General features: G+C 39.0%; 24 protein-coding genes. 18 read left to right on the top strand and 6 right to left on the bottom strand.

All coding sequences use genetic code 11. The features are described 5' to 3' along the window. The first annotated feature begins 7 nt into the window (after positions 1–7). From BW976_RS22965 to BW976_RS22945, 4 genes are all read left to right on the top strand, one after another. Positions 8–1,822, top strand: coding sequence for a CRTAC1 family protein (locus BW976_RS22965; protein WP_076376916.1), 1,815 nt, complete (start codon positions 8–10; stop codon positions 1,820–1,822). After that, on the top strand, positions 1,822–2,676 hold the full coding sequence (locus tag BW976_RS22960; RefSeq protein WP_076376914.1) for a hypothetical protein: 855 nt from the start codon (positions 1,822–1,824) through the stop codon (positions 2,674–2,676). The genes BW976_RS22965 and BW976_RS22960 overlap by 1 nt, the downstream gene beginning before the upstream one ends. Continuing rightward, positions 2,657–5,941, top strand: a complete 3,285-nt coding sequence (locus BW976_RS22955) for a VCBS repeat-containing protein (protein WP_076376912.1) — start codon at positions 2,657–2,659, stop codon at positions 5,939–5,941. Before BW976_RS22960 ends, BW976_RS22955 begins: the two co-directional genes overlap by 20 nt. 137 nt (positions 5,942–6,078) lie before the next feature. Further along, positions 6,079–6,531 (top strand): hypothetical protein, encoded by a 453-nt coding sequence (locus tag BW976_RS22945; protein WP_139332396.1) that lies wholly within the window; start codon positions 6,079–6,081, stop codon positions 6,529–6,531. Positions 6,532–6,580: 49 nt separating this feature from the next. On the opposite strand, the gene BW976_RS22940 is transcribed toward BW976_RS22945, so the two are convergent. After that, positions 6,581–7,381 carry a LuxR C-terminal-related transcriptional regulator gene (locus tag BW976_RS22940; RefSeq protein ID WP_076376906.1) on the bottom strand — a complete coding sequence of 267 codons (801 nt, stop codon included), beginning with the start codon at positions 7,379–7,381 and terminating at the stop codon, positions 6,581–6,583. Between the two features lie 451 nt (positions 7,382–7,832). On the opposite strand from BW976_RS22940, the gene BW976_RS22935 reads away from it, so the two are divergent. The 9 genes from BW976_RS22935 to BW976_RS22895 all read left to right on the top strand — a co-directional run bounded on the left by BW976_RS22935 (position 7,833) and on the right by BW976_RS22895 (position 13,968). Beyond that, positions 7,833–8,417: a hypothetical protein gene (locus tag BW976_RS22935; protein WP_076376904.1), complete on the top strand. Its 585-nt coding sequence runs from the start codon at positions 7,833–7,835 to the stop codon at positions 8,415–8,417. Positions 8,418–8,551: 134 nt separating this feature from the next. Beyond that, positions 8,552–9,100 carry a hypothetical protein gene (locus tag BW976_RS22930; RefSeq protein ID WP_076376902.1) on the top strand — a complete coding sequence of 183 codons (549 nt, stop codon included), beginning with the start codon at positions 8,552–8,554 and terminating at the stop codon, positions 9,098–9,100. 169 nt (positions 9,101–9,269) lie between these two features. Further along, positions 9,270–9,863, top strand: coding sequence for a hypothetical protein (locus tag BW976_RS22925; RefSeq protein ID WP_076376900.1), 594 nt, complete (start codon positions 9,270–9,272; stop codon positions 9,861–9,863). 114 nt (positions 9,864–9,977) lie between these two features. After that, positions 9,978–10,526: a hypothetical protein gene (locus tag BW976_RS22920; RefSeq protein ID WP_076376898.1), complete on the top strand. Its 549-nt coding sequence runs from the start codon at positions 9,978–9,980 to the stop codon at positions 10,524–10,526. A gap of 55 nt (positions 10,527–10,581) precedes the next feature. After that, complete coding sequence (locus tag BW976_RS22915) at positions 10,582–11,130, top strand: hypothetical protein (RefSeq protein WP_076376896.1); 549 nt, start codon at positions 10,582–10,584, stop codon at positions 11,128–11,130. Positions 11,131–11,185: 55 nt separating this feature from the next. Then, positions 11,186–11,746: a hypothetical protein gene (locus tag BW976_RS22910; protein ID WP_076376893.1), complete on the top strand. Its 561-nt coding sequence runs from the start codon at positions 11,186–11,188 to the stop codon at positions 11,744–11,746. Between the two features lie 196 nt (positions 11,747–11,942). Then, positions 11,943–12,497, top strand: a complete 555-nt coding sequence (locus BW976_RS22905) for a hypothetical protein (protein WP_139332395.1) — start codon at positions 11,943–11,945, stop codon at positions 12,495–12,497. Positions 12,498–12,541: 44 nt separating this feature from the next. Then, on the top strand, positions 12,542–13,198 hold the full coding sequence (locus BW976_RS22900) for a porin family protein (RefSeq protein ID WP_139332394.1): 657 nt from the start codon (positions 12,542–12,544) through the stop codon (positions 13,196–13,198). A gap of 203 nt (positions 13,199–13,401) precedes the next feature. Then, entirely contained in the window at positions 13,402–13,968 is a 567-nt protein-coding gene (locus tag BW976_RS22895) for a hypothetical protein (protein WP_076376889.1), read from the top strand. 107 nt (positions 13,969–14,075) lie between these two features. On the opposite strand, the gene BW976_RS22890 is transcribed toward BW976_RS22895, so the two are convergent. The 3 genes from BW976_RS22890 to BW976_RS22880 all read right to left on the bottom strand — a co-directional run bounded on the left by BW976_RS22890 (position 14,076) and on the right by BW976_RS22880 (position 16,734). After that, complete coding sequence (locus BW976_RS22890; RefSeq protein WP_076376887.1) at positions 14,076–14,669, bottom strand: porin family protein; 594 nt, start codon at positions 14,667–14,669, stop codon at positions 14,076–14,078. 276 nt (positions 14,670–14,945) lie between these two features. Then, positions 14,946–15,710, bottom strand: coding sequence for a LytR/AlgR family response regulator transcription factor (locus BW976_RS22885; RefSeq protein WP_076376885.1), 765 nt, complete (start codon positions 15,708–15,710; stop codon positions 14,946–14,948). Further along, a complete protein-coding gene (locus BW976_RS22880; RefSeq protein WP_076376883.1) occupies positions 15,685–16,734 on the bottom strand; it encodes a sensor histidine kinase in 1,050 nt (349 codons plus the stop codon). Before BW976_RS22880 ends, BW976_RS22885 begins: the two co-directional genes overlap by 26 nt. 293 nt (positions 16,735–17,027) lie before the next feature. On the opposite strand from BW976_RS22880, the gene BW976_RS22875 reads away from it, so the two are divergent. The 4 genes from BW976_RS22875 (at position 17,028) to BW976_RS22860 (ending at position 19,910) form a co-directional block, all read left to right on the top strand. Further along, positions 17,028–17,474 (top strand): DUF2141 domain-containing protein, encoded by a 447-nt coding sequence (locus BW976_RS22875; protein ID WP_076376881.1) that lies wholly within the window; start codon positions 17,028–17,030, stop codon positions 17,472–17,474. 43 nt (positions 17,475–17,517) lie between these two features. Beyond that, positions 17,518–18,201 (top strand): DUF4397 domain-containing protein, encoded by a 684-nt coding sequence (locus BW976_RS22870; RefSeq protein ID WP_076376879.1) that lies wholly within the window; start codon positions 17,518–17,520, stop codon positions 18,199–18,201. A gap of 85 nt (positions 18,202–18,286) precedes the next feature. Beyond that, positions 18,287–18,937 (top strand): Rossmann-fold NAD(P)-binding domain-containing protein, encoded by a 651-nt coding sequence (locus BW976_RS22865; protein ID WP_076376877.1) that lies wholly within the window; start codon positions 18,287–18,289, stop codon positions 18,935–18,937. 82 nt (positions 18,938–19,019) lie between these two features. Next, positions 19,020–19,910, top strand: a complete 891-nt coding sequence (locus BW976_RS22860; RefSeq protein WP_076376875.1) for a DUF4421 family protein — start codon at positions 19,020–19,022, stop codon at positions 19,908–19,910. 44 nt (positions 19,911–19,954) lie between these two features. On the opposite strand, the gene BW976_RS22855 is transcribed toward BW976_RS22860, so the two are convergent. Both BW976_RS22855 and BW976_RS22850 read right to left on the bottom strand, forming a co-directional pair. Next, on the bottom strand, positions 19,955–20,929 hold the full coding sequence (locus BW976_RS22855) for a family 43 glycosylhydrolase (RefSeq protein ID WP_084192320.1): 975 nt from the start codon (positions 20,927–20,929) through the stop codon (positions 19,955–19,957). A 203-nt stretch (positions 20,930–21,132) separates the two neighbouring features. Next, positions 21,133–21,930, bottom strand: a complete 798-nt coding sequence (locus BW976_RS22850; RefSeq protein WP_076376873.1) for a hypothetical protein — start codon at positions 21,928–21,930, stop codon at positions 21,133–21,135. A gap of 268 nt (positions 21,931–22,198) precedes the next feature. Between BW976_RS22850 and BW976_RS22845 the strand changes: the two genes are divergently transcribed. Beyond that, on the top strand, positions 22,199–23,656 hold the full coding sequence (locus BW976_RS22845; protein WP_076376871.1) for a ligand-binding sensor domain-containing protein: 1,458 nt from the start codon (positions 22,199–22,201) through the stop codon (positions 23,654–23,656). Positions 23,657–23,668 lie beyond the last annotated feature (12 nt).

The following is a 23,668-nucleotide window of genomic DNA, read 5'->3' as shown; positions in this document are numbered from 1 at the left end:
CTTTTTTATGAGTACACCCAAACAGGTCTATAAAGTTGTTGCTATCATTCTTTTTATAGTTTTATTGATAGGCAGCGCACTTCTATCGCATAAAGGTGTATTTCATTTAAATGGCGATACCGGCGGAACTAACGAACAAGCGGCCTTAAGTAAATATGGTTTTTATCTGGAACCCGTGGATATCAAAGCCGCAGGGATAGATTTTCGTCATTTATGCCCTGTGATTGATTCTAAATTAAATAACATTGCCTCACAAATTGCCTCTATGGGTGCATCTGTTACTATTGTTGATTTCGACAATGACGGGTGGAATGATATTTACTTTACCAATAGCCGCACAGGCAGTTTAAACGCATTATACCGCAATCTCCACAATGGAAAATTTGAAAATGTAGGAGCTCAGGTAGGTCTAGCCGATGTAAACAAAAAAGGGACAGGCGTTTCCATGGGCACAGTTTGGGGTGATTATGACAATGATGGTTTCACAGATATGTTTTTATATAAATGGGGTAAACCGGAGTTATTTCACAACATTGGCGGTAAAAAGTTTGTAAACGTAACCGAGGGCAGTGGCTTGCCAAGCTGGGTAAATGCCAATTGTGCCATCTGGCTGGATTTTGATAACGACGGGAAACTCGATCTTTTTTTAGGCGGTTATTATAACGAGGCCTTCGATCTTAGTAATTTGAATACCACTAAAATTATGCCCGAGAGTTTCAGGTATGCTAATAACGGTGGAAAGAATTATCTCTTTAAAAATCTTGGGAATGGCAAGTTTAAAGATGTTGCTGCCGAATATGGCCTGATATCTACCAAGTGGAAACTTGCTGCCGGAGCGGCTGACTTTAACGGCGATGGTTACCCAGAACTCTATGTGGCCAATGATTACAATGTGGATGAATTTTATATCAACGAAAAAGGAAAGGGATTTGTTGAACGAGGTAAACTGGTGGGTATAGGCAATATTCCTAAAAGCGGCATGAGCGTATCATTTGGTGATATCAATAATAGCGGCATGCTGGGTATCTACACCACCAATATCACCGAACCGGGTATATTAATTCAAGGCAATAATTACTGGCAACCCAAAAGTAGCGCCGCAGGTGATCCCTCATTTGTCAATTTGGCGCAGCTATCCGGGATTGAGAATGCAGGATGGAGCTATGGCGCACAGTTTGGTGATTTAAATAACGATGGTTTCATAGATCTTTATGCCGCTAATGGCTTTATTTCGGGTAAAAAAAACACATCGTACTGGTATGATTACTCCAAGGTTACCGGTGGCAACAGCAAAATAATTGGCGATGCTGCCAACTGGCCCGATATGCAGGGAAAAAGCCAATCCGGCTATCAGCAAAACAAAATATGGCTTAATAACAGCAATGGTCTTTTTGAAGATGTGTCAAACAAAGTTTGCCCTTATATTACCTTCGACAGCCGGTCGGTTGCCATGGCCGATCTTTGGAATCGGGGCGTGTTGGATGTTGTGGTAGCCAACCAGAACAATGTACCGCTTATTTATAAAAACAATTCAAAAAACAATAATCATTGGATTGATTTTGATTTGCATGGAACATTAAGCAATGCAAGCGCCATAGGCGCAAAGGTACAGTTGGAATGGAATGGAAAAAAACAGATGCAGATAGTTTCTGGCGGGAGTGGATTTTCGGCCCAAAACCAGCACAGGATTCATTTTGGTATTGGAAAAAGCACCACAGCCGACAAGGTAACTATTTATTGGCCTTCAGGAAAGATTGAGAAATTGGAGAAACCGCAGATAGATCAGCTTCATGTAATTACCGAAAATAAGACAAACAACTGATGGATTTAGCTAAAGACGAAAAATTGCCTGGCAACAATTTGCATGTAAGCAGGAAAATTGATTATTTCCCTTACATACCTCCCCTTTTTATCACGCTGATATTATTAGTTGGGCAAATAACCTTTGGTATACTGGATAGCTATATCAATGTCATCATATCTATTGCCACCTCAATAATTGCCGAAGTGCTTTTGGCCCGACTGATACTGGGCACGCATAAAAACCTGGCTAGTGCGTACATTACCGGCATCAGTGTAGGCATCCTGGTTCGTTCAAATATGGTTTGGCCTTATGTCATCGCTGCGCTGCTTTCTATTTTATCAAAGTATGTGATAAGGTATAAAGGCAGGCATTTATGGAATCCATCAAACTTCGGAGTTTCATGGTTGCTTTTTATGGCACCGCTCAGTGTTGCCGGTTTGGGCATCCAATGGGGCAATAATCTTTTGCCGATGGCGGTTATATGGCTTTTAGGCTTAGGTATTGTGTACAGGGCAAAAAAGCTCCACGTAACCTTAACCTATGTAACCTGTTTTGTGATCCTGGCATACGTTCGTAGTTTAATTACTTCAGACCCCTTTCTTGCAGAATTGGCACCGCTTACCGGGCCTATGTATCAACTGTTTATATTTTTTATGATCACTGATCCAGGGACTTCTGTATCCGGCAAAAGGGCGCAAATAGTGGTAGTGATTATTGTGGCTATAGTAGAATTTATCTTAAGGCTGGAAAGCTTTATTTATGCTCCATTCTACGCGCTTTTCCTGGTAGGGCCGGTTGCCCGGTTTATTGATTTAAAGCAAAATAAATCACAAACAATAGCAAACCAAACAAATGAGGCGAGACAAAATTAAATACCTGGTAATCGTTCTGCTTTGTCTCTGGAATATTTCCTGTAAAAAGAAAGATCACCCGCTTTTTGAGTTATTATCTTCTTCATCTACCAATATTCATTTTATCAACCATGTTACCGATAATGATAAACCGGGAATTTTAGACTATTTGTATTTTTATAATGGCGGAGGAGTAGCCATTGGCGATATCAATAACGATGGCTTACCCGACATATTTTTTACCGATAACAAAAAGGGAGGTAATAAACTTTATTTAAATAAGGGAAATTACCACTTTGAAGATATCACCTCAAAAGCGGGGATAGCTGGCAATGCAGACTGGAGTTCTGGCGTTACCATGGCCGATGTAAATAACGACGGCTATCTGGATATATATGTATGTGTGGTTGCCCAAAAATTAGGACTGCAAGGACATAATATGCTCTACATCAATAATCATGATGGAACCTTTACAGAAGAATCGGCTAAATATGGGCTCGATTTTTCCGGTTTCTCAACTCAGGCAGTCTTTTTTGATGCCAATCATGACGGTTTGTTAGATTGTTTTCTGCTTAATCAGTCCGATCATACCGAATCCATGTACGGCGCGGATACTTCTCAACGCAAAGTCCCTAATAAGCTGGCTGGCAGCAAATTTTACTTAAACAACAAAGGGCATTTTGATGATGTCACTTCAAAATCCGGGATTTACAGTAGTGCCATGGGCTATGGTTTAGGTGTTGCTGTAGGAGATGTAAATAACGATGGCTGGGATGATATTTATGTCAGTAATGATTTTCATGAAAACGATTATTATTATATCAATAATCACGACGGCACTTTTACAGAATCGGGTGCTAAACATTTTAACCATTATAGTCGCGCAAGCATGGGAAATGACATGGCCGATTTTAACAATGATGGCCAACTGGATATCATAACGGTAGATATGCTGCCTGCAGAAGAACACCTTTTAAAAACTTTTAACGGCGATGAGTCTTATGGACAATATACAAGTAAGATTGTAACGCCCGGTTTCCAGTATCAGTATTCGCGTAATTGTTTGCAAAAAAATTTAGGCAGTGGTGTGGCGTTCAGCGATGTAGGCCTGATGGATGGTGTATACGCCACAGACTGGAGTTGGAGCCCGCTGTTTGCAGATTTTGACAATGATGGAATAAAAGACCTTTTTGTGGCAAATGGAGTAGAACGCAGGCCTACAGATCTGGACTACATCACTTACATATCCGATGATGCTGTACGGGGAATGCTGGTCAATGGCCATGGTATGGACAGTGTTGTACTTAATAAAATGCCGACTGGCGATTCGCATAGTTATATTTTTAAAGGCACAAAGAGTGAAAAATTTATTGACAAGAGCGCATTATGGGGTATAAAGGGGGCTATGCTTTCAAATGGCGCAGCTTATGCCGACTTAAATAACGATGGACATCTGGATATTGTTACTAACAACATTAACCACGAAGCCTGTATATATAAAAACACCGACACTTCAACCCATTATCTCAGTCTTAAATTCAAAGGAAGGGGTGATAATCATTTTGGTATAGGAGTAAAAGCGTACGCATTTAACGGAAAGCAGTTGCAATATGAACAATTAATGCTTACCCGCGGATTTCAATCCTCCGTGGAACCAAAGCTTCATTTCGGGTTTAATGGTTCTACGAAAATTGATAGTTTATTAATTGTATGGCCAAATCAAACATATCAGGTAATTAAAAATGTCAGGACCAACCAACTTTTAAACATCGATCAAACAAAGGCGGCAGGCCATTTTGATTACAATCAATTTTTCCCGCCTCCCGCCCCTCTTTTTAAAGATGTTACCAACAAAATAAATATAAACTGGAAGCACCAAAAAGATAACTATGTTGATTTTAATCAGCAACCGCTTGTTCCACATATGCTTTCAACGCAAGGTCCGCGAATAGCTGTAGCTGATGTAAACGGTGATGGATTAGATGATTTTTATATCTGTGGCGGAAAAGGCCAGCCAGGCGCTTTATTTATTCAATCAGGCGATGGAGTCTTTAAATCAACTGTTCAGCCTGCTTTTATTGCTAATCATGAAAATGAAGGGGTTGACGCAGTCTTTTTAGATGTAAATAATGATGGATTCCCAGATTTGTACGTGGCCAGCAGGAGTAATGAGCAGTATGATGGTTCCTCAGGTCCGGAAGATCATCTATATGTCAATGATGGTAAAGGAACCTTTACAACAGTAAATTCTATTCCAAGCCTAAAACTAAATAAATCAGCCGTTGCGGTTGCAGATGTGAACCATGATGGTTATCCGGATATTTTCGTTGCTGGTAGTCCGAATGCCCGGGCGTTCGGCGTAATGCCCGAATCATATTTATTAATGAATGACGGCCATGGTCGCTATCACCAGGCACAGCTTCCAGAAGAATTAAAACATGCCGGAATAATACGCACAGCATCATTTGCTGATCTGGACAACGATGGCTGGCCAGATCTGGTTGTTGCCGGCGAATGGATGCCGGTTGAGATATTTATGAATAAGAAAGGTCGGCTTATTAGAAAACACAGTGATGTTTTGGATAAACAACAAGGCTGGTGGCAACGCATATTACTTGCGGATGTAGATGGCGATGGAAAAATTGATATCATTGCCGGAAATTATGGCTGGAACTCCAAACTTAAACCAACCACAACAAACCCCGTAAAATTATTTTTATCAGACTTAGATCTAAATGGCACGCTTGACCCACTGCTTACTTATAGTATAAATCAAAACGATTATTCTTTTTTGGGACAAAATGAACTTGAAAAGCAAATACCATTTATTAAAAAGAAATTTCCATACTATCGTGATTTTGCAGGGAAAACTGTTCAGCAGGTTTTTGGTGATGCTCTTAAAAACGGCAAACAATTAATAGCGAATTCTTTCACTTCAGGAGTATTTTACAATGCCGGTGGTGGTAATTTTACGTTCAAGGAGTTTCCCTCATCGGCACAGGTTTCGCCATTGTTTGGCTTTGCAGTTTCATCTGGTGCCAACAAAACAATTTTGGCTGGAGGGAATTTTTCAGGAGTAACGCCGGTTGAAGGCAGATACGATGCCGACTACGGAAATGTGCTACTGGTAGATAAAAATCGAAATTTTAAGGCGGTATCCCCTGTTTCATCCGGGTTTCTGTTGAGTGGTGAAGTAAGAGATATTAAAACAATAAGAACCAAATCAGGTCTCCTATATCTGGTTGCATTCAATAATCAGGAGATCAGGATTTTTAAACCATTGTAGAAATGTCATGCTTTATATTACAGCTGACGGCTGCTTTTTAAAGGAAACCTTACTTATTGCTCCTAAAAATCACGGTTTTCTGCGATTGCCTGCCCCCTACCTATCAGCGATCTTTGAGTATTATTATAACATTATTTATGAGATCACTTTTTTCAAGAGCGATATTGCTTACCTCCTTTTTAACTATCGCCGGAATCTTAATGACCATATCAAGAAGTAGCGCCCAGTCATCAGACAATATCACGGCAATGACCGATAAATACTGGATTGATTATGAATCATACATCAAAAGTGCAGTCACCGAAAAAGACAATCATAAATCCGCAGCAATACTTAACCAAATGGTGAAGGAACTGACCCCGAAAGCAGCCGAACTTAATGCAAAAACCGCTGCCTGGAAAAAATCCCACAATCAGATGGAGCAAATTCAACTGATGTCGGCCACCCAGGGCAACAAACATAAGGTGGCGGCTTTGAAATATTTTATGGATCCGAGTTTGTCCATGCGTTCTGGACAAAGTGAGGAATTGCACAAAGCAATGAAGAACATGATAGATAACCTCCCTGTTTCTAAAATCAACACAATGTAGATAGGTAACTTAAAACCAATAATTAACAATTCACCGCAGGGGTCTCCCGTTAAACAGCCACTTTTAGCCAAAATGCATTGGTTGATCTTTTAATTAACTCCATCGAGTTTTTAACCTGTAGTTTTTTCAAAAGATGCCTTCGATGAGTTTCAACCGTGTTGATGCTGATAAAAAGCTGGTCGGCAATTTGTTTTGTTGAATACCCCTCACCAATGAGCTGCAGAATTTCCAATTCTCTTTTAGTTGGCATCACTACGCCATCTGGTTGGGTATAACTATCTGTTAAGTATACGGGACCGGGCTTTGATTTTTGTTCCATATCTATAACAGGCAGTGCATGTTGCAACATTTGATTGGTTTTGCGTTCCTCCTCAAGCAGTTTTTTTAGTTGTGCTTCTTCTTCATTTTTTATTTCGGTAATATCTTCAACCCTGCCCAGTATAAACTCATATTTATTTTCCCTGGTTAACGACGCGACCAGCTTGGTTTCACATATCCATCTATAATCGCCAGAAGTATTTTTTACCCGATATTGCAGCGTGAATATTTTTTTAAGGCGTTGTCTTGCGGGTTTCAAAAAATAATGTCGAAAAACCTCGTTAAGCATCGGTTCAAGATCATCCGGATGAATGACAGAAAGCCACCAATCCCGGCCCCCTCCCTGAATATCCGTAGGGCTATAACCTAGCAATTCAGTTAAAGACTCACTTATAAAAAGCATTTCTTTTTGCTCGCAGGAAGTAAGGTACAGACAATTTAACTTATTGCCATAAGTGCCCCAGAAAGCCTTTGGCACAATCAGATCTGGTATAAACTCATAGATTTTTTCTGGTACAAGCATAGTATCCATATTATAGTGAATAAAACCGGAGATGTTGAGTTAAAATAAATAGGGGGATGTAATAAATGGTGGAAGGGATATACAACAAATATAAAAAATTATTCCATTCCATCAATCAGGTTCAGGCAGCGCTAACTCCAGCTTTATGCCATATTCAGTTTCTTCATTCGTAAAACTCCGGCTTCAAAAATCAATAAATGGAAATCAGCTATCAATCACGGAATACCGTGATTGACGTATTAACCCAAAAGAATCGTTTTAAACTAAAACGGCTGTAATTCAAAAACTTCTGGTGAAATAACCTACCTAATGTTCTTCCCGTGACTCCATTAGTCTGTTCATCAGCACGTTGCTTATAAAATCATGGTTTTCTGTGATTGATGTGCCTTTTGCTTATTCAGACTTTTGTAACCGTCGGAATAAGTTTTCCGGTTTTAATATTATTTAAAAAGTACTAATTATGAAAAAAACACATTTTTTAATCGCATTTGCCCTGTTAATAGCGGTTACATTGGCGAGCTGTTCAAAAGACAAAAATGATGCAAACAACGGTAACAATAACAACAATCCAGGAAATGACTCGGTAACTTTTGTCATCAACGGAGGCACCTTTAAAAATAAGGTGATCACCTTTCATGCCGATTCCAAACAAGCTCAGAACGGGGCTTTTGTAGGTAATTCTGGGTACCTAAAAATAAATCTCACCGATACCCCTCCTGGTGGTACGTCAGTGAACACTACACTTGATATTGCTCTTCCACATGCAGCTACGGGTAAGACTAATGTAAGTGATCCAATTACTAACAACATCCTTGGTGGGATCGATAAAAAGGCATATTTCCTTTTACAGCTTCAGGAGAATGGAGATAACAGAATTCTTGACTGGGATCATAAGACCCCTACCCAAACACCAGGGACTATCACTGTTACCAAGTTTGAGTCGGTAAACGGAGTTGTTGAAGGAGATTTCCAAGGTACAGTAGTGGACAACTATGTCAATTATGTCATTACCAAAGGACATTTTGTAGCCACCCGCAAATCATAAAGTGAATTTACTGGTAATTGCTTAATCAAAAGAAACGCGGTAAAATAGCTTTTCGCCGCGTTTCTTTTAATATGCTGTGATAATTACCTCGATTAGATTAAAGCATTTTTAGAACCTTATCAAATAATCATCTTATGAAAAAGAAATTTATATTAATGCCTACGCTCCTGGTACTACTAACTATTTCCTGCTCAGTTTGGGCACAGGCCGGAAAAAACATGGTAACCTATACTATTGATGGTGGCACTTTTCACCATAAGCTTATCACCTTTAGTGCCAACCCCAAAGCAGCGAGCAGCGGAGTTGATGCATCTGCAGGTTACCTAAAATTATACATCGATGACGCCCCTTCGGCTGATGCGGATTCAAAATATGCCCTTGTTCTTATTTTTAACAAACTGGGTACCGGAACAGCTAAAATATTTGATCCGGTTAGTAATGCCACCGGCGACGATAAAGGGGCCGTAGTATGCTTTACTTTAGGGCTTCCTCAGAATAAGGGGTCCTTGTTTCTTACCCGGAGTCTTAATTTTCCCGCACACACGCCAGGAACAATTACCATTACCAGGTTTGGGCCCGTAGGTGGTACAATTGAAGGGACTTTTGAAGCTACGCTAATAGACTTGGGCAGAGTTAAGTACACTATAACCGGAGGGCATTTCGTAATCACTCGCAAGGCATAGCGGCGTTCAAGAGCAGTTATTCTATTTCATCAATCAAAATTCAATTTTCAAGATCAATATTAACCAGCCTAATGAATATCAAAATATCCATTCCATGGGACGGCATTTCTTTTATCTATGAATACCTTATAATCCTAATCACAAAATATTATTTAACAAATCTATAATTATGAAAACAAAACATTTTTTATTCACATCCGCTCTGCTAATGGCGGTTACATTAATTAGCTGTAAAAAAGACAAAAGCGACTCCAACAACAGTAACAATAATAACAACGGTGGCAATGGAGGAAATGCCCAGGTAAGTTATACCATTAATGGTGGCAGCTTTCAGAATCAACTGATCTCCTTTAATGCCAATCCCAAATCAACAGGTAACGGAGTTGATGCATCTTCAGGCTGGATAAAACTATATATCGATGACGCCCCTTCGGATGATGCGGATTCAAAGTTTGCCCTTACTCTGGGTTTTAACAAAGCAGGTACAGGGACAGCTAAAGTATATGACCCGATTACTAATGCCACTGGCAATGATAAAGGGGCCGTGGTAAGTTTCAACTTACAGCTACAGCAGAATGGAGGATCAATGGTTGTTGGTCGGAGTACTGATTTTCCAAAAACCACGCCTGGAACAATTACTATTACCAAATTCGGGCCTGTAGGTGGAACTGTTGAAGGAACTTTTGAGGGCACGGTAATGGATATAGCCGGCGTAAAATACACTATAACAGGAGGACATTTCTCAGTTACCCGTACATTATAACAAACCGTACCTGCACTTTGCATCTATTTGGTGGTGGTAAAAATCATGATATTCTGTGATTGTAGCATCGGTTATGTAGATAGAGCTTTGTAAGCTTATCAAATAATAATTTATATGAAAAAGAAATTCAAACTAATGTCTGCAGTAATGATACTGCTATCAATTTCATGTTCTGTTTGGGCGCAGGTCGGAAAAAACCAGGTAACTTATACTATTGATGGCGGTACTTTTCACCATCAACTTATCACCATTAATGCCGACCCCAAAGTGATGGAGAATGGAGCCTTCACAAATACTGTTGGTAATTACCTGGAAATAAACCTCGGCGACAAGGCCATGAATATTAAAAACGGAACTAAGTGGGGATTGAACATTGTTTTTAATAAAGTAAGTACAGGAGCGGCTAAAGTAAATGATCCTATTCCAAAGGGCGTGCTTGATCACCAGGTATATTTTAATTTAGAGGTTCAGGCTAATGGAGAAACAAAGTTTCTGGGGATTGATCTGCAGAAACCAGCCAAAACACCAGGAACAATTACCATCACCAGGTTCGGATCTGTAGGTGGAACTGTTGAAGGGGATTTTCAAGGTACCGTAATAGATGCTGCAGGCATTAAGTACACCATTACGGGAGGACATTTCGTTGCCAGCCGCAAATCATAATTGTATTTACGGGTAATTATTTAATCGTAGTGAAACGCTTACAAACAACAATTTTATGAAAAAAGAAATTAAACTACTGTCGGTAGTAATGGTACTGCTAACAATTTCATGTTCTGTTTGGGCACAGGCCGCAAAAAACCAGGTAACTTATACCATCGATGGCGGTGCTTTTCACCATCAGCTCATCACCATTAACTCCGATCCCAAAGTGATGGAGAATGGAGCCTGGACAAATATTGCGGGGCGCACTTACCCCAAAATAAACCTCGACGACAAGTCCATGAATAGTAAAAAGGGACCGAATTGGGCAGTGGACATTGTCTTTAATAAAGTAGGTACAGGTACAGCTAAAGTAAATGATCTTATTGCTAACGGCTTACTTGATCACCGGGTATATTTTATTTTACAGGTTATGGTTAATGGAGAAACAAAATTTCTTTCATCCGATTCAAAAAAACCAGCCCAAACACCAGGAACAATCACTATCACCAAGTTTGGGCCGGTAGGTGGAACTGTTGAAGGTAACTTTCAAGGTACGTTAATAAATAACGATATTAAATATACCATCACAGGAGGGCATTTCGTAACTGGCCGCAAATCATAATTGCATTTACGGGTAATTATTTAATCGTAATGAAACGCTTACAAACAATAATTTTATGAAAAAAGAAATTAAACTACTGTCAGTACTGATGCTGCTGTTAATGACTTCATGCTCGGTTTGGGCACAGGCGGGGAAAGACTGGGTAACTTATACCATAGATGGTGGTGCTTTCCATCATCAGCTCATCACCATTAACTCCGATCCCAAGGCGTTCTGGATTGGAGCCTTTACAAGTAATGCCGGCAGTGCTTATCTGAAAATAGGTCTCGACGACAATCCAGTGAATAACCCTACAGGGGCGAAATGGGCGGTTGTGATTGCCTTTAACCGGGTGGGTACAGGGACCGCTAAAGTAAATGAGCCCATTCCTAATGCCTTGGTTGACCACCGGGTATATTTTCTTTTAAAGGTTGAAACTGATGGAAAAGAAAGACTGCTGATGTCTGAATCGAAAAAACCTGCCCAAACACCTGGAACAATTACCATCACCAAGGTGGGGTCGATAGGTGGGACTGCTGAAGGTACTTTTGAAGGCAAGCTAATCGACAACCACATCACATATACTATCACCGGAGGGCATTTCGTTGCCACCGTCAAAGACCGTGTTCGTCCATAATTACTTGCGCTGAATGCACATGGTATAAAACCAACTTCCAACACAGTTTTTACCTGTACAGTTCTAAAAAATGCATGCTATCACAATTTGTAACAGCGCCTTATATCTATTCAATGATCGTAAAATCATGGTATTCTGTGATTGTGGCTTCCACCGGATTGAGGGACTTTTGTACAAAGTATCAAATAATAATTTTATGAAAAAGAATTTAAAACACATCTCAGCACTAATTGTGTTGCTTACACTTTCAGGCTCAATTTGGGCTCAGGCCGGAAAAAACCTGGTAACTTATACTATTGATGGTGGAGCCTTTCATCACCAGCAAATAACCATTCATGCAGACCCTAAAGGAGTAGAGAACGGCGCCATGTCGGGTCCCACCGTTGGTTACACCAAAATAAATCTTGATGATGCAGCCCCTGGAGACAGAACAACAGGCCCTAAATGGGATCTTGATATAGCTTTTAGTCAGGTAGGTACAGGTACCGCCAAGGTAGGTGAGCCTCTTACCGGTTCTCACAACCATGTTGATAGACAGGTATATTTTAGATTACAGGTTCAGAGTGAGGGAAAAAACAAATATTTAGGCGCCGATCATAATGATCCTTCCAAAACACCGGGAACAATCCGGATCACCAAGTTTGGATCAGTAGGCGGAACGATTGAAGGTGATTTTGAAGGCACTGTAAAAGGTTCTGATGGCCTATATACTATTACAGGTGGCCATTTTGTAGCCACCCGTAAATTATAATTGCATTTATGCATAACCATTTTATTATAACACATACAATTTTCATGAAAAAACTATTTTTAATGTTTATCACGGTAACCGTTATTGGTTCCGTACAGGCTCAAACCAAAAGAAAAAGTGTTAAACCGGCTACGCCTGCTACACCCGTAAAAGCTGTTTCTAAGACAGATAATACCACCAAAACAACACAAACCGCTGCACCAGTTACTGTTGCACAACCAAAAGCTACCCCTAAAACAAATTCTTTTCAGGTAAAAGGCGCCAACCTGCTCAATGCCGGCATTGGCGTAGGCACTTATTATGTTGGCCTGCCTTTTGGTGTTTCATTTGAACATGGTTTCAGTAAAGATATAAGCGGTGGTGTTTTTGTTGATTATTCATCTCATAATTACGGTGATTTTTACGGTGGTAGTTCCAAATTAAACATAGTTTATGCCGGTGTTAGAGCTTCTTACCATCTTGGAGAGGTATTCAAGATAAAGAATAATAAATTCGATCCTTACGCAGGTGCTTCGCTCGGATACCATCACATTAGCTGGACTTATGACGGAAGTAATTCTGTTGCTACACCTTATGATAATTCGATATTTTTTGGAGTACACGCTGGTGCAAGATACCTGTTTAGCGATCACGTAGGTGCTTTCGCAGAGGTTGGCTACGGCGTAGCTGCTTTAAAATTAGGCGCAACTTTTAAATTTTAATTAATCAATTAAATAAGCCCTGGCAATATCGCCGGGGCTTTTTATACACTCTAGTGAAATTGCAATATCAGTCTGCATTTATTGATATTGCAGAAGCCCGGGATCAAAATCATGGTTTTCTGTGATTGACCAGCTTGTTTTATTTAAGCATAATTGTGAATTAATTAAACCGACATGCCCTGCAAAATCAAATACCAACACTGATGAAAAAATTATTAATACTAACTATATTCCTACTATTAGGAGCAAAAGCTTTCTGCCAGATCATCGATCCGAAAGAGACAGTAAAAAACAGCGCTACCAGCCGAACTAATGACCGGATGGGTCAGGGCGTTGATAAAGGACTAGATAAAGTAGAAGGCGGCATTGGCAGCATTTTCAAGAAAAAAAAGAAAAAAACAGATACGGCTACTGAAACCTCTCCTGCGGCAGATAGTGGTGTAGCCCCGGATTTTGTTATTGTGATCAACTACAAGCATTCAGATCAACAAAGTGCATTGAACGCGCAACGTTTATATAACCAGATCCTTAATCTACAAAATAAGCCGGTCACTTATTATACCAGCGACCTGGAAAACGCCAATACCACAGCTGCATCCCACAAAATGATTAAGCTGATGGGGCTGGATGATTTATGGTCAAAAATCAATAGCTCCGGAAACGCATATATTATTGATACCCGTAATAAAACGGTGGTAAAAAGCATTAAAACCAGCGCAACGGATGAAGATGCTTTGAAAACGATATATACGGCAATGGATAGTAATTAACCTGTGTCTGGAATATAGGCGAAATTAAAAATCCCGGCTGTATACACAACCGGGATAGAACCAAGAAACACAACTGAACTTTGAATGAACAATCTTTAAGCCTTTTATTAAAAAACGTAAAATATGCTGGCCTGGATATTGGTGTTTTTAAAATCGTTGTTGATGGTTGTACTGTTAAAATTACCCACTTTTGAAATACCATAAACATATCTCGCGCCGATGCCCAGACCAATTTTGGACTGATATCCGATACCACCAACAGCAGCTCCATCTATTTTTTTAGCAAAATCGGTACCGTTGTATCCGGCTACTTCTTCTTTGAGCTTTATGCCTACCTGGGCGCCTCCCTCAACATAGAAACCGGAATTGGTGCGGTATTTAAGCAAGAACGGTACGGTCATGTAAGACAGTTTTAGGTTTTGGGCACCCAGCGCGCCGTCAGTAATTTTAGCGCCCTGCTGAGAGTATAAAAATTCTTCCTGGATCAAAAAGTTATTAGTGATCTTGAAAGCCACTGTGGCTCCAGCATGAAAGCCAGCCAGGTAATCGGTACCAAAATTGGCTTTGTCAAAATTACTATAGTTACCACCGGCCTTAATACCGAATTCTAGTTTTGAAGTTACTTTCTGGAAAAAACTCTGGCTAAAGCCTTTCGTTGATACCAGGATAAAACAAATTAACATTAAGATTAGCTTTTTCATAAATTTCATTTAAAAGTTTGAGATACTATTTGCAACACAAGGCCGCAATTATTTTTTATTTAGGCCAAAGGTGAGCCTTTACGGGTGGTTATAGAAGGAAAAGGTAACCGAAGCGGGCAAACTTGGTTCGGAAGCGGCATAAACGCATTTAAATAAAAAACGACGAACAGCTATTGACGGAAAATTACACCATATAAAACAGTAAAAACCTGATGTACTATCAGTTAGCACATCAGGTTTTTAATAATTAAATGAAAAATATCAGGATGATTTTGTTCAGGCTTTTGCCAGCCAGTTCAAAAACTGGGAGGCCTTCCCCTTGCTTACCACCACCCTATCGTTAAAAGCGATATTAAGATTAAGCGATAGCTTTCTGGAAAAAAAACTCGATACATCAATAATGGCTTTACGGCTAACCAGAAATTGTCTGTTTGCTCTGAAAAAATAGTCCCCGCTTAATTTTTCCAATTCATCCAGGTTTTTATTGGGATAAAAAGTCTTACCCGAAAAGGTAAGTAAATGGGTCACTTCGTTCGCCAGGTAAAACAGACCTATGTCCTCCAGTTTTATAGGGATGATTTTATCCTGGTGGTATACCAGCACTGAAGACGATTTTTGATTATTTTTGCCGGCCAGCATTTCCATCAGGGCATTATATTGCGGGGTCTGATCGGTTGAGAACAGCTTTTTAAGCTCGTCGTATCGTTGCAGGGCACGTTCAAGCGTTTGGGTGGTAAACGGCTTCAGTATATAATCAATCCCGTTTGCCTTGAAGGCATCCAGCGCATATTCGTCATAAGCGGTACAAAAAATCACAGGTGCAGAAATAGGTACAGCGACAAATATCTCAAAACTTAAGCCGTCACCTAACTGAATATCGCTGAATATCAGATCGGGCAAGGATGTACTTTTAAAATAGGCGATGGCTTCTTTAACGGAATGAAGCTGCGTAATATTTACCGGCTCTTGCATCAATTGCGTAATACTCAGCTCCAGATCATCGGCAACTATCGGCTCATCTTCTATGATCACTATATTCATTGGTCAATAATTTAATGCTTACAGAAAAAGTATTTTTATCTTCTTTTATAATGATCTCATCGCCCGATAACAAACTGTACCTTTCGGCAAGATTGGCCAGGCCATGATAGGCAGAAGAAACATTAACAGATTTTTTTTGCAGGTTGTTGTATACCACTATTCGCTCCTCCAAGCAAAAAATATGCACAACCAAAGGTGCCTCCTGGGTAAGGTCGTTATGCTTGATCGCGTTTTCGAGGAGAGGCTGTAGCGAAAAAGAGGGCAGATAATGATCTTTGAGGATTTCTTTGGGCAGATCGATAGTACAATCCAGCGCAACCCCAAATCTGATCTTCTGCATTTCCAGATAGTCACTCAAAAGCGCCACTTCTTCTGCCAGGCTGGATACTTTGGCAGCATGATTATAAACAGAAGCCCTTAAAAAGTTGGCCAGGTGAACAATATAAGTATCGCCCGCATAAGGATCTTTTCTGTAAAGCGCTTTTAATGTATTAAGCGCGTTGAACAAAAAGTGGGGATGGATCTGTTGTTTTAAAAGCAGGTTGGTTGCTTCGGCATTGGCAGTTTTTAGTTTTGACAATTCCAGCCCCGCACGTGCCTTATCACTATGCAGGATAATAAAATCATGGAAAATAACAATTACCGTATTAACAACAACGCTCGAAACAACAAATATGGAAGGAAACACAAAGAATGGATATAATTCGCTTTTCTTGGAGATATAATCAAATATCGGCGACAATCCGATGTAAATCACAGCACTTGCCGCGTAAGTATATAAAAGGCGATAAGTTTTAAATCGTTTGGTTTCGGTATTATACCTTCGCTCCAATAAAATTAAAATACCCAAATTGGCAAAGCCAACCAGGCCAATACCCAATCCCGTCATCACCGTATAAAATATCTTGTGTATAGGTAAGTCTTCTAGCAAAAAAACAAAATACACCGATGAAATGGCCGTAAAAGCCACCACCAGCAACCAGTTAAGACGAACAAGGTTTTTAATTGGTAAAACAGAATCCATATCAACAAATGTAACCAATCGGGGAGCAATGAAGTGAACAGTTATACACCGAAGCGGGCAAAAACAGATTTAAACATCACTTTTTGCTGTTTGAAAGGTTATAAACGATAAATCCCTCTATCCTATTGTCTACCAGTTAGATTTCAACTCTCCACCAACCATAATTTATTGAACCCTTTTATTGAAACATTCAGTTGGCATTTTGCCCGCTTGGCTATGTTTTTAATATAGCACGATGTTTAATGCCAATACCTTCGTTTCAAAATGAATGTTAAATTTTAAAAATCAACAAAATGAAAAAGACAACTGCATGCTGTATCAACCTGTTTATCGGTTTGCTGTTCATCCTCTTTGCTTCTTATACAAAAGCGCAGGAAACACCAATCAAAATTACAGATATCAGGTCAGGAAAGGGCAAGATCATCCTTAACGTATTTAAAGACAACGATTCTTATGACAAGAATCAACCTTACAAAAAATTCACGTTTGACAAAAAGGCCTTAATCAACGGCACATTGACTGTGCATGTTGAAATAGAACCAGGTGTATATGGAATAACCCTGGTTGATGACGAAAATGAGGATGGTAAGATCAACAAAAACTTTGTTGGAATACCCAAAGAAGGTTTTGGCTTTTCTAACTTCTTTATGACCAAAATGAAAAAACCATCATTTGATGACTTCAAAGTTGATCTAAAATCAACTGAGCACAAAGTAGATATCAAAGTAAAATACATGTAAACCACACAACGGATTAACACAAAACAATTAAACAAGTACGATCATGAAAAGAAATATAATTCATAACCACCTATTGATTGGAGCGGTACTATTGGTAACCGTTATATCCTTTTCTTCCTGCAAGAAAAATGATGTTAACCCATCAGAAACCTTTGATATCAAAGTAGTGAATGCCTCAGTAACCGCAGGTTCGCAGAGTTTTACGCTGGTTGATAAAGTATTAGTTAACGGAGGTCTTAATTTTACCGATGCTTCTGATTATATCACTACAAACTCCGGTACCAGGCTGGTTGAACAGTTCAAAAGCGCAAATGGTACTGTTACCGCGTCTGGCGAGATATGGACGGATAACGGTAAAAGATTTACTGTATACCTGGTTGGTGAAGGTTCAAAATCACGTATTAAAGAGTTTGAGGATAAATTAACTATACCGCCCAGCGGTATGGCAAGAGTAAAATTTCTGCATTTGAGTGATGGTGCTCCATCTGTAATTAATATCAAAAATGCGAATGGCGATAATCTCGTAACTACCCTCGCCGAAGATACTGACAGCGGTTACTCTAATGTTGCTTCCGGAACGCTTTCCATTAGAATTTATGGCGTAGCTTCAAGAAACAATATCGGCAATTTTGATGTAACAGATCTCCAGGCTGGTAAAATCTATTCCATCTACCTTACCGGATCGAATGATAACAATCTTAGCGTACATAAAGTGCTGCATAATTAAAAGCAATCAGAACCATATAACCTCATTCGGGATCATGCACAGATCCTGGAATGGGGTTATTGATACAGTTACAAAATAGTAGATCATGAGTAATTTTCCTGAAAACATAATTTCTGTTGTGGCAGGCACCGGAAATACATGCCACCATATTATAACAGCATTATTAAGTCATAATGCCACAGTAATTGTTCCCGTTAAAAGTTTTGATGAGATACAGTCCCTTCAAAAAACAACAACTAATGTTACTTCAGGAGAGTTGGTTCCTGTATTGGCTGATATCCCAAATCATCATGGGGCCTCTAACTTCTTTGAAGACATTGAAGTGCGGTTTGGACAAGTTAATTTAACGATAATAGTATTTGATAATAATTATTCGGGTTACCAACTTACAGAAACCCCTTATGAAGAATGGGAAAGAATGCAGCAAAATAGTATATCGGCCTGTTTCGTTGTTGGGAAAGTTATTTTGGAGTTTATGAAACGTAATGCTCAAGGTATTTATAGAAATGCGCATGGCATTTATATAGCAGTTAGTGACAGATATTCGCAGGATAAAGCAAAAATTTCTCCACTTACTGTTATCGCCGCACATATGCAGGCAGAATTGTCAAAAGTATTTGCAGAGGAAATTAAATATACCGGTATCAAATATTACCATATTGTTGCGGATGACTTTAATTCGCAGATAAACGATTATGATATTGCCCGATACATTATTGATTTGTGTACAGTGTAATTTCATAATTTATAACTAACTTATAAATAGATTCTTATATTACAATGAACAGATAGTGAAACCAGGGTCACATTTATTGCTTTTGAGCTTTTTAATAATAAGTGGTAATGTATTTGGCCAGACCAAGGTTGATACTACTTATATAGAATCGTATAGAGAAAAAATGTCGATAACCGGATTTGTTTCTACCAATTCTGTAGAAATAAAAAAAGATCATGCCTATTATAAGCCTAATTACCCAATGAATGTTGGGTTGGATTTCGCAATAAAAAATACCGTTATTGACCTGGAATTGGCTTATGGTATTGCCCCACTCCGCAAAAAAGAATATGGAAAAACACAGTCGTTTGATTTTCAGGTTCACCACTACGGGCGATATTTTGTATTAGATCTATTTTATCAAAACTATAAAGGCTTTTACCAGGAAAATCCTGAGATAAAACTTTACCCCAATATGCTGGTAAGGCAAATTGGTGCCGAGGGCACTTATATTTTTAACGGCGACAAATTTTCGGCCAAAGCGGCTTTTGAACAAAGCGAAAGACAGTTGAAAACCGCCGGCAGTTTTGTACTTAGCGGGGGAATTTATTTTGATAAAGTAGCTTTTGATAAGGATTTGCCCATATCGGATCAGGATCGAATTCAAAACCTTCTGTTGGGGAGCAGTGTAGGCTATGCCTATTCCTGGCCCATCAATGAGCGCTGGCTAATATCTGGTATAGCAACCGGAGGGATAAATGCAGGTAACGACACAGAAATGCTACAAAAAGTAAAGATAAGAGCTTATCCAACTGCCTTTGCACGCGGATCGGCCGGGTATCATAAATCAGATTGGGCTGCTGCTTTTTCTTTTTTAATCAATAGTAAATCTTTATCCGGTTTGCAAGGTAACACCCTTAATCTAACATCTATCAATATGCAGCTTTCTTATGTAAAACACTTTAACAGTTTTTTCCGGAAAAGAAAGATATAGCCACTCTATAAGTGGCTATGATCACATTTCCAAATTTCGCATCGTTACTTTCTGAATAGACTTACACCTAATGGTTTAATTTTAAGTATATCACCTTTTCTATCAAAATTCAAACTATCCAAACATAATTCCCTTAACACATATTGTTCCTTTTGCGGATGGATACGATGGTATAAGATATAATACTGACCACGCTCTTTAAAAACTGTATGATGTCCCGGCCCTAGCGTTGTGCTATCGGGAGTAGTTGAAAGTATTGGATCATAGGCCCCTTCTGTCCAAGGGCCAAGTGGGGTTTTACCTGTAGAATACCGGACCTGGTAAGTACCATCAATGGCCTTTCCGTACGAATACATTAAATAATATATACCATTGCGTTTTACCATATGAGGCGCTTCAAAATAATGCGGCGGAGTTATTTCTTGTGGAACACCATCAAAAGTTATCATATCTTTTTTCAGTTTAACAGCCATACAGTGCCCATTTACCCAATTAAAGCCCGAACCCCAATATAAATAAGCGTCGCCATTATCATCAATAAAACAATCGGCATCGATATTATGTACCTGCGGGAAATCTGTTTTAGTTATTAGTGGCGAATTATCTGACTTCGCATTTTTCCACGGCCCAAGAGGATCGTCACTAACACCCACCCAAATTTCACTACCTACAGCTACGTACATATAGAACTTGCCCCTGAATTTCCTTACCGACGGTGCCCAAACCATGGCATCTCCCGAAGTGGGGCTTGTACACGCTTTTTTGGTCGGCCAGTTGATATGCCTGTTAACAAATGTTTTAAAATCCTTTGTCTCTAAAACACCCAGCTCTTTACCTCCCCAGGGATCTATGGTTGCATAAATATAGTATACACCTTTATCTTTAATCACCGTTGGGTCGGCATAATAACCTTGTGTAATAGGATTTTTAATAAGTTTTTCCTGCGCCAGACAATTGAACACAGTAATAAAAAATAGTAAAATTAACGCAGGCGATTTTGTATTGCTATTTTTTGTCATGTGTAAATAAAACGTTCAGCTTAAGTTTTTTCTATTCCCTAAACAGATAATCCTTCCGTTATAGCATTAGTGGACATGTTTTACAGATTATCTGTATAAGCATTAGCTATGTCGAAATAATAAACACCAAAAGTTTGAGTTAAATTGCAATAAACAAAGCATGGCTGTCTATTTTATCTATGTGCATCCTTCAATCGAAACGATCAAAACTTAACCATTAGCTTTTCCGAGGTAAGTTTACCGTCCTGGTAGTATTCGAAAAACCACTCGTTATTCTTTTTCAGAACTATTCCGTTAGAAGTGCCATTATTGGCAATAAAATAATCCTGTACTGAGGTTTTAAGAAGAGTTAAAACTATTTTTGGTGTGGTGTCAATTAATTGATACCCGTTAGCTATTACCTGTGCATATAAAGTTCCGGCCGGTTGATTGGGTTGCATCTGCACTGTTTTTGCCGAAACCATTGAAGCGGTTGCCTGAGGTGGGGCTATTGCAGTTTTGGCCGGGGTATTGGCAGTTGTTATTGTTGTAGTTGCGGCAACTGTTGGTTGTACTTGTTGTTCATTATTCTTTCCATTATAGGCATATTGCACTGCATCTAATGAAGTAAAGGCATCTCTCAGAGCCAGATTATAAGAAACCCGGTATTCTTTCTCCCTGCTTTTTCCCTCTTTGGTTTTAAAAACTATATTGCCCTGACAGTCCTTTAATAATAACGTGAGGCTGGTGGTAAACATGCTGCTTTTTTCTAATACTTCAGCGTTCAGCGCCTGGCATTTGTTGTTAGCTATTTCACTTGGTAATTCATTGTTATCTAAATAAACCGTAAAGCCTTTTTCTGCTAAAAGGGCTTTGGTGAGGCTGTTTAACCCATACTGATCATTTTGCTTTAAGAAGCTGAATTTTTCTGGTACTACAACATATTTATAATTATTGATCGTATTTTGGGCGTATACGGAAAAAGAGAGAAATAAAAGGAATAACAAAATGTATCTTTTCATATAAAAATAAGTATAATAAAACCTTGAGTTTAACTTTTAAACTAGTTTAACCAGAAAGCTTTATAAGCCATTGTGAACGACACTAAAATTAGCAATATTTTCTAATATGTTTAAGTCATTCTACATATTCAAATACTTTTTCGATGCGCCTGCTGTTATAGTAAAAGTTGTGAATGGTAAAATCTTTAACTACCAATAATCTTGTTTAACATTATTTAACTAATATTTATTTGGTGTTTTGAGTTTGCTTTCTTTAATTTATAGCATAATGTTAGCATTCTTATATCGTCGGAAGTTATCCTTTATCACCCTGTTTGTTTTTCTTTTACCTGCACCACTCTTTGCACAAAATCTTTTTTTGGAAAAAATAGATGTGTGTAGTACGGCCAGTTTTTGTATGGACTGCGGAGATCCTAAGGCAACTTGCGATCAGTTCACCCTTGATTATATCTGTGATCAGATCAATCGTAAATACATCCTGAAAGATGCTTTTGGATCAATATCCTTCCAGGTATTGGTTGAGGCCTCCGGTTTTAGTTGCGTGCTTAGTCATACCGACGTTACCAATGGCCCTTTAACGGCAGAACTGATCAGGTATTTAAATGGTAATATATGGCGACCGGCCAAAGAAAATGGCAAACCCGTTTATGCATCGGTCAACGTGATCTTTCGTTTTGCCAATGGCAAAATATCAAGTCAAATGCAAAGAATGGATCTGGCGGAATTAAAACCACCGGGTGATCCTGCTATTTATAACAAAACAACTACCTACGCTAATCCATCGTTAAAATCTTACGAGTTTACCACCTGGACTAAGTATAACTCCCCTCTTCCTGATAACATCAGCAAATCTTGTATTGTAGATAAATCTGATGTATTATGGTATACAACCATCAAGGGACTGACCAGGTTTGATGGCCAAAACTTTAATCCGGTTAACGAATTTAACTCGCCATTCAATGCCGAAACGGATGTAGCAGATATTAATGTAGATAAGGATAATAATAAATGGGTATATGTTGATGATAAGATGTATAAGTACAGTGATGCGGGATGGCAAATATTTGATTTTAAAAAGTTTGTGCCGCCTGGAGCCATCCGAATTCTAAATAACCGCCATGGTGATCTTCTTTTTGCTACTAAAGCCGGGCTGGTTGTTTTAAGAAAAGACAAAGTTGTGGTACTAAATAAAAAGACGATTCCGCTACTGCCCTCAAGCAATGTTTATTATGTTTATGAAGATAGCCGAAAGCGCTTGTGGATAGGAACATCAAAAGGGTGCATTATGATTGACCATAACGTGCCAACTACATTTAATACGTCCAATACACCTTTAAAAGACACGTATATTTCTAATGCCACAGAAGATGAGGCTGGTAACCTGTATTTCTCGTTAACAGCTTGCAATGCAACGCCGGGCGATAATGACAAAGAAGGTATAGCAATATTGAAAACCAACGGAAGCTGGCTTCATTATAATGATAAAAATTCCGGGATGCCATCAAACCATGTTAACGACATGCTATATGACAAATATGAACATGTTTTATGGATAGGCACCGAGCAGTCAGGCATTGTAAGGTTTAATTTAAAGGATGGTTGGGAAAACTATCATAATAACAACTCCGCCATGCCGGGCTACACAATTAACAAGTTAGCGCAGGACTCCAAAGGTGTTATTTACGCTGCTACAGCTAATGGTTTATTAAGAATTAAAAAGAAATAAAAATATGCCTTC

Source organism: Mucilaginibacter lappiensis, from assembly GCF_900155965.1.
Lineage (GTDB): Bacteria > Bacteroidota > Bacteroidia > Sphingobacteriales > Sphingobacteriaceae > Mucilaginibacter > Mucilaginibacter lappiensis.
The sequence above is the reverse complement of the archived record's forward strand: the minus strand, read 5'-3'. Positions and strand labels throughout refer to the sequence as shown.